Raw genomic sequence first — 6809 nt, 5'->3', positions numbered from 1 at the left:
TCCCCCTCCCCTCGTTAAAAGTTCCTAAATAACCTCAGTTCCAGCCGACACACAGCATTTGGGCAATGTGTATTACTTCAGCGAGCCATTTCAGGCGCGTTCTTAGCGTAAGCGAAATCCAGCGCTTACGTAGACTTATGCGTGAGGGCTCTCCCGAACGCATTAGTCGCAGTTAGCGATTAGTTCGCTGGAGCGTTGCGCCGGCGAGTGAGTAATACACATTGTCCAAATGCGTCCGCATTGAAGAACTTTTAATCAACTAAATAGCAAATTAAAATAAAGGATAACGCTATATGGATATTAGAATTGAAAAAACCAGACAGAGTATTATAAATGCTTTTATAGAGTTGCGTTCTCATAAGGAGCTGGAGAGGATTACGATTAAGGAGTTGTGTGAGAAAGCGCAGATCAATAAATCTACATTTTATGCACATTATCAGGATATTTATCATCTCTCGGATACATTGGAAACGGAAGTTGTGGTATCAATTATGGAGAATCTCACTCATCCGGAGAGAGTACTGGACGATACTGCTTTTTTTTCCAGGGAACTGTTTATGGGGTTTCTGGCAAAGGATTCGCTGATTGGAATTTTGTTTTCGGGAAGCAGGAGTAAATGCCTGGTGCAGAAAATTGAAGCAGCTTTAAAGGAGCTGGTGTTTGGAGCTTACCCTCAATATCGGGATGACAAGGACATTAATATTATGCTCACTTACATTCTATATGGATGTTATTATGCGTTTTATGAAAACCGAAAATATGGAGATGTGCCAGTGCTTTCCAGTATTACAGAACTTACAGGCAAGACGGCGCAGGCAGCATTAAAAATGATAAAAAAATAAAAGCACCTCAATGCACGCAACATTAAATATGATAAAAACTAAAAGCACCCTCGAAGTGTGCAACTTTGCAACTACTAAACAGTTACCTATTTTCATCGCAGGAGGTCAATAAATTGACAACAAACAATTCGAATATACAAGAAATAAATTCTGGTACTCCACCAGTATCTCCCTTACAAATTTTAAAAACTTACTTCGGATATGATTCCTTCCGGGAAGGACAAGGAGAAATTATAGATACCATTTTAAGTGGAAGAGATGCTCTGGCAATTATGCCGACAGGGGCCGGAAAATCCCTTTGTTATCAAGTTCCAGCGCTGCTTTTGCCAGGAATTACATTGGTGGTTTCACCGCTGATCTCACTTATGCAGGATCAGGTGAAATCTCTGAATGAAGCAGGAATTCACGCGGCTTATATTAATTCCTCACTGACTGAGGGACAGATTAATAAGGCTCTTTCTTTCGCTGCGCGAGGTGTCTATAAGATTATTTACGTAGCACCAGAACGACTGGAAACAGCTTCATTTCTAAGCTTCGCGCTACATACTCCTATCTCCATGGTAACTGTAGACGAGGCCCACTGTATCTCCCAATGGGGACAGGATTTCCGTCCAAGTTACTTAAAAATCATAGATTTTGTGGAACAGCTGCCTGGCAATCCGATCATCAGTGCCTTCACTGCCACCGCAACAGAAGTGGTAAAAAATGACATTACAAGGATCCTGAAACTGAAGAATCCCAACGTTGTTGTCACTGGTTTTGACAGAGAAAATCTCTATTATCAAGTGGAACATCTCACTGGAAAGCAGAAGGACATCTTTATCCAAAATTACATAGAAACCCACCCAAACGAAAGTGGAATCATCTACTGTGCCACCAGAAAAAACGTGGATACTTTGTATGAGAAATTATTGAAACAAGGCGTCTCTGTAACCCGTTACCACGCTGGAATGAGCAACGATATCCGCAAGAAAAGCCAGGATGATTTCATCTACGACCGTGCTCAGGTAGTCATCGCCACAAATGCCTTTGGTATGGGAATTGACAAGTCCAACGTGCGCTTCGTCATCCATTACAACATGCCTCAGAGCATGGAAAACTACTACCAGGAAGCCGGACGTGCCGGAAGAGACGGCGAACCAGCTAAATGCATTATTCTCTTCTCCGCCCAGGATGTGATGATCAGCAAACTGCTTCTTGGAAGCAAAGACTTCGAGGGCATGGATTTCCAGGAAATCGACCAGGTAAAGCGCCAGGATTCCCGCCGCCTCCAGCTTATGGAAGGCTACTGCATGACTACCTCCTGCCTGCGCAATTACATTCTGGAATACTTCGGCGAAACCACAGATACCCCCTGCGACAATTGCGGTAACTGCCACCAGGAATTTGAAGAACTTGACATGACCCAGGACGCCAAATTGGTAATCAGCTGCATCACCGAAATGCGCGGCCGCTACGGTCAGGCTCTTGTAACCGGCACCCTCCTTGGCTCCAAAAAAGCCCGCCTGAAAGACATCGGTGCCACCTCCTACAACTGCTATGCCAAACTGGAAAACCGCACCGAAGCTGACCTCCGGCTCCTTATAAGCCAGATGATCCGCATGGGCTATATCATTCAGACTGAGGGCGAATATAGTGTCCTAAAAGTAGGAAACATCGCAGATTTACAAACAAAAAATATCAAAATTATAGTAAAGAAATTCAAAGAAAAAGAGAAAATATCAGCCTCAAAGAAACGCAAAAATCCATTCGAAAAAGACAGTTTTTCCGCTTTCAAAGTGGGTTCATCCGCTGGCACCACCGCCGCAAACTCCAGCCGTAACTCCGCTCTTTTCGAGACCTTACGCCAGCTCCGCCTCCAAATTGCCAAAGAAGAATCCGTCCCGCCCTACATCGTCTTCACCGACAAAACCCTTATCGACATGTGCGAGAAACTCCCCCAGAATGAGGACGAAATGCTTAACGTATCCGGCGTAGGACAGAATAAGCTTAAGAAATATGGACAGCGATTTTTACAGAAAATCTCCTCGTTTCTATCCACTAATCATTAAACATTACATTGCTGTTTAGGGTGTTGGCATCCAGCCAGTACACAGCATTTGGGCAATGGGTATTACTCCAGCGAACCATTTCAGGCGCGCCCTTAGCGTAGATGAAATCCAGCGCTTACGAAGACTTAGGAGTGACGGCTCTCCGGAACTCCTTAGTCGCAGTTAGCGATTAGTTCATCGTAGCGTTGCGCCGGCGAGTGAGTAATACACATTGTCCAAATGCGTCCCTCCTGAAGAACTTTTAACCAACTAAATAGCAACTTAAAAGAGGCCATTGCGAACTCATTTCCAGTCCGCAACGGCCTCCCCTTAAGGAGTTTTATTTACTTTCTTTCACGCTCTTAAATCGCCCCAAGAATCCGTCTGGCATTATCAATCCTCTCCTGCGTAGGAGGTTTCACGCCCTCCAGCGGATAAGGAATCCCCAGCTTTTCCCATTTAAAAATGCCAAGAGTATGATACGGAAGAACTTCCACGCGCTCAACGTTTTTCAGTGTATGGATAAAATCCGCCAGCTGGTGCAGATACTCATCCTTGTCACTGCCCCCCGGTACTAACACATGCCGGATCCAAACAGGCTTACCCATATCCGAAAGCTCACGGGCCATGGCAAGAATATTCGCATTGGTCTGCCCGGTAAGCTTCACATGCTCCTGCTCATTGATCTGCTTGATATCCAGAAGCAGAAGATCTGTATACTTCATCAGCTCCAGCCACTTAGAATGCCACGGCACCTTAGTCGTATAAGGATTTCCGCTGGTATCCAAAGTAGTATGGACTCCCGCTTCCTTTGCCTTACGGAAAAGCTCTGTGAGAAAATCCATCTGCAAAAGTGGTTCCCCGCCGCTCACCGTGATACCACCCTTATCTCCCCAGTAAGACTTAAACCGAAGTGCTGTCTTCAAAAGCTGATCCGTAGTGTACTCTTTTCCATCTGTCATATTCCAGGTATCCGGATTATGGCAGAACTGACAACGCATAGCACAGCCAGAAAGAAAAATCACATATCTCACTCCAGGTCCGTCCACAGACCCGAAGCTCTCCAGAGAATGAACATAGCCTTTTAACATTTCTAATTCCTTTGCATTCATATTTATAAAAAGGACATGCAACCTCTAACATATATTGTATTGCATGCCCTTTTGTTTCGCCGATACTATTTTAAAATATCAGACTTACATTCTGTCGTGGCAGGTTCTGGCAATAACATCCAGCTGCTGCTCTCTTGTCAGATCGATAAACTTAACTGCATAACCGGAAACACGGATAGTGAAGTTTGCATACTCCTCTTTTTCCGGATGCTCCATAGCATCGATCAGTTTCTCTTTGCCAAATACATTTACGTTCAGGTGATGTGCACCCTGGTTGAAATATCCGTCCAGTACATGTACCAGATTATCTGTACGCTCTTCATCACTATGTCCAAGAGCTTCCGGATTAATGGTCTGTGTATTGGAAATTCCATCCAGTGCATCCTCATAGTCAAGCTTTGCAACAGAGTTCAGGGAAGCAAGAAGTCCGTTCTGCTCTGCGCCGTAGGATGGGTTTGCACCAGGTGCCAGAGGCTCTCCAGCCTTTCTTCCATCCGGAAGAGCTCCGGTAGCTTTACCATAAACAACGTTAGAGGTAATGGTAAGAATAGAAGTGGTTGGCTTGGAATCACGGTAGGTATGGATGTGTTTCAGTTTATCCATGAAGGTGGAAAGCAGATTTCTTGCAATCTCATCTGCTCTGTCATCATCATTACCGTAGCGTGGGAAATCACCCTCAACCTGGAAATCAGTGGTAATTCCATCCTCATCACGGATAGCTTTTACCTTCGCATACTTAATAGCAGACAGAGAATCTACTACATGTGAAAATCCAGCAATACCTGTTGCAAAAGAACGCTCAACCTTTGTATCGATAAGCGCCATCTCAGCTGCCTCATAGTAATATTTATCATGCATATAGTGGATCATGTTCAGAGTTCCTACATACAGATGAGCCAGCCAGTCCATCATCTGGTCATATTTCTGCATAACCTCATCATAATCAAGATACTCGGAAGTGATCGGCTTGTACTCCGGTCCTACCTGAGTCTTTAACTTCTCATCCACACCACCGTTGATCGCGTAAAGGAGGCATTTTGCAAGATTTGCACGAGCTCCAAAGAACTGCATTTCCTTACCAGTCTCAGTTGCAGATACACAGCAGCAGATAGAATAATCATCGCCCCATACCGGACGCATAACATCATCGTTCTCATACTGGATAGAACTTGTTGTAACAGAAATATTAGCAGCATATTTCTTGAAGTTTTCCGGCAGCTTGGAAGAATAAAGAACAGTAAGGTTTGGCTCCGGAGCCGGTCCCATATCCTCAAGAGTATGAAGGAAACGATAGTCATTCTTGGTAACCATATGGCGTCCGTCAACACCAATACCTGCAACCTCAAGAGTTGCCCATACCGGGTCACCGGAGAACAGCTGGTTGTAGGACTCAATTCTTGCAAATTTAACCATACGGAATTTCATTACCATGTGGTCAACAAGCTCCTGTGCCTCTTTCTCAGTGATCACGCCATTCTTAAGGTCTCTTTCAATATAGATATCAAGGAATGTGGAGATACGTCCAACACTCATTGCAGCACCATTCTGGGTCTTAATTGCTGCAAGATATCCAAAGTACAGCCACTGGAATGCCTCATGAGCATTCTTTGCAGGCTCTGAAATATCATAACCATAGACCTTTGCCATCTCTTTCATTCCTTTAAGAGCGCGGATCTGATCTGCGATTTCCTCACGAAGCTGGAAATCATAACGTCTCATACCCTGGCGGTCGCTGTCTGCAAAGTCTTTCTCCTTGCCTGCGATCAGAGCGTCAATACCGTACAGAGCCACACGTCTGTAATCGCCAACGATACGTCCACGTCCATAAGTATCCGGAAGTCCGGTAAGGATGTGGCTGTGACGTGCTCTTTTCATTTCTGGTGTATAAATGTCAAAAACGCCCTGGTTATGTGTTTTGAACTCATATTTTGTAAACATATCGTGGATCTGAGGATCTACCTTGTAGCCGTACATTTCGCATGCCTGCTCAGCCATTTTGATTCCGCCGTATGGCATAAATGCACGTTTCAGAGGCTTGTCTGTCTGAAGTCCTACAACCTTCTCAAGATCCTTCAGGTCTTCAGAAATATATCCTGGTCCGTATGCGGTCAGGCCTGTGACAACCTTTGTCTCCATGTCAAGCACACCATTGTTGGCACGCTCTGCTTTCTGCAGCTCCTGCAGCTTTCCCCACAGTTTGTCAGTAGCCTCGGTCGGGCCTTCCAGGAAAGAATCGTCTCCGTCATAAGGGGTATAATTGTGACGGATAAAATCACGAACGTTAATCTGTTCTTTCCAACGACTTCCTTCGAAGCCTTCCCACTGTGCAAAATCTTTCATTCTTGTACCTCTTTCTTTATTTTATAGTTCTCCGCGTATATTGAAGAATTGTTATTAGTTTAACGATTGTAGTATACGAGATTGTTATTTCTTAGTCAATCGGTTTGGGGAATGCTTTTAATAAAGTACAATTTATCTGGTAAAAAATGGATTTCCCTATATATAAGTCCTATATTCTGTACTTTAATTCATTTTTCCATTTGTAAGTCCCATTTTCACTGTAGTAAATACAGAGAAATATTCTCGATATACTTTGTTAAATTTTATCAACTTAATTGAAGGGGCTATCGCTTAACGAATGAATTTTCGTGAAGCTCTCGATGGTCTTATCTGTATCGCCATGTTCAATGCCATCGCGGAGCGTGTTGCTGTGAACGAAGTGGACAATAACTTATACTCCTTTCTGCTTGCTAAAAATTTAAGTATTTGTTTTACTATTATCTTGTCATATGTTATCCTATTCTTACAACATTAAGGGGGAAACA

The 6809-nt window shown here is 43.9% G+C and carries 4 protein-coding genes; 2 read left to right on the top strand and 2 right to left on the bottom strand.

All coding sequences use genetic code 11. The features are described from left to right. Positions 1-293: 293 nt before the first annotated feature. Both I2D69_RS14840 and recQ read left to right on the top strand, forming a co-directional pair. Entirely contained in the window at positions 294-842 is a 549-nt protein-coding gene (locus I2D69_RS14840; RefSeq protein ID WP_118578150.1) for a TetR/AcrR family transcriptional regulator, read from the top strand. Positions 843-955: 113 nt separating this feature from the next. Beyond that, on the top strand, positions 956-2893 hold the full coding sequence (gene recQ, locus I2D69_RS14835; protein WP_207741820.1) for a DNA helicase RecQ: 1938 nt from the start codon (positions 956-958) through the stop codon (positions 2891-2893). 341 nt (positions 2894-3234) lie between these two features. On the opposite strand, the gene pflA is transcribed toward recQ, so the two are convergent. Continuing rightward, positions 3235-3963 (bottom strand): pyruvate formate-lyase-activating protein, encoded by a 729-nt coding sequence (pflA, locus tag I2D69_RS14830; protein ID WP_148461098.1) that lies wholly within the window; start codon positions 3961-3963, stop codon positions 3235-3237. A 105-nt stretch (positions 3964-4068) separates the two neighbouring features. Beyond that, the gene (gene pflB, locus I2D69_RS14825; protein WP_173718182.1) at positions 4069-6324 is read right to left on the bottom strand and encodes a formate C-acetyltransferase; all 2256 of its coding nucleotides are present in this window, start codon (positions 6322-6324) and stop codon (positions 4069-4071) included. Positions 6325-6809 lie beyond the last annotated feature (485 nt).

The organism is Ruminococcus sp. D54t1_190329_F1, assembly GCF_015551645.1.
In the GTDB taxonomy this organism is placed as follows: Bacteria; Bacillota; Clostridia; order Lachnospirales; family Lachnospiraceae; genus Blautia_A; species Blautia_A faecis.
Note: the sequence above shows the minus strand (reverse complement) of the source record. Positions and strands in the feature narration are given on the sequence as shown.